The organism is Phytoactinopolyspora endophytica (assembly GCF_004138495.1).
Taxonomy (GTDB): Bacteria; Actinomycetota; Actinomycetes; order Jiangellales; family Jiangellaceae; genus Phytoactinopolyspora; species Phytoactinopolyspora endophytica.
Map to the genome: position 1 here is coordinate 446,869 of NZ_ML142853.1, position 291 is coordinate 447,159.

The window sequence follows — 291 nt, forward strand, 5'->3', positions numbered from 1 at the left end:
ACGCCCGTCGCCGCGTGCCGACGAGCGCGGCCCGACCACCTTCCGCTGAAGCGTAAAAGACCAGATCACACGCTTACCACGCAGCGACGGAGTCGCCTTCCTCGGTGCCTGGCAGAGCCACGTCGTACGGTCTGATGATCTGTGCGATGCCGCCGTGCCCGGAGCCGGTCCCGCCCCCGGGCAGAGGCCGCTGCGTCCGCAGCCAGACCTCCTCGAACTGCTCCCGGTCGTACACCCGACGCACAGACGCGTTGGACCGCGCGGCTGGGTCGTTGACGATGACGTCGCCTT

General features: G+C 69.1%; 1 pseudogene. It reads right to left on the reverse strand.

Going from position 1 to position 291, the window contains the following annotated elements:
• Positions 1 to 73 precede the first annotated feature (73 nt).
• A pseudogene (locus ELR45_RS37720) lies at positions 74 to 291 on the reverse strand (hypothetical protein); the annotation flags it as partial.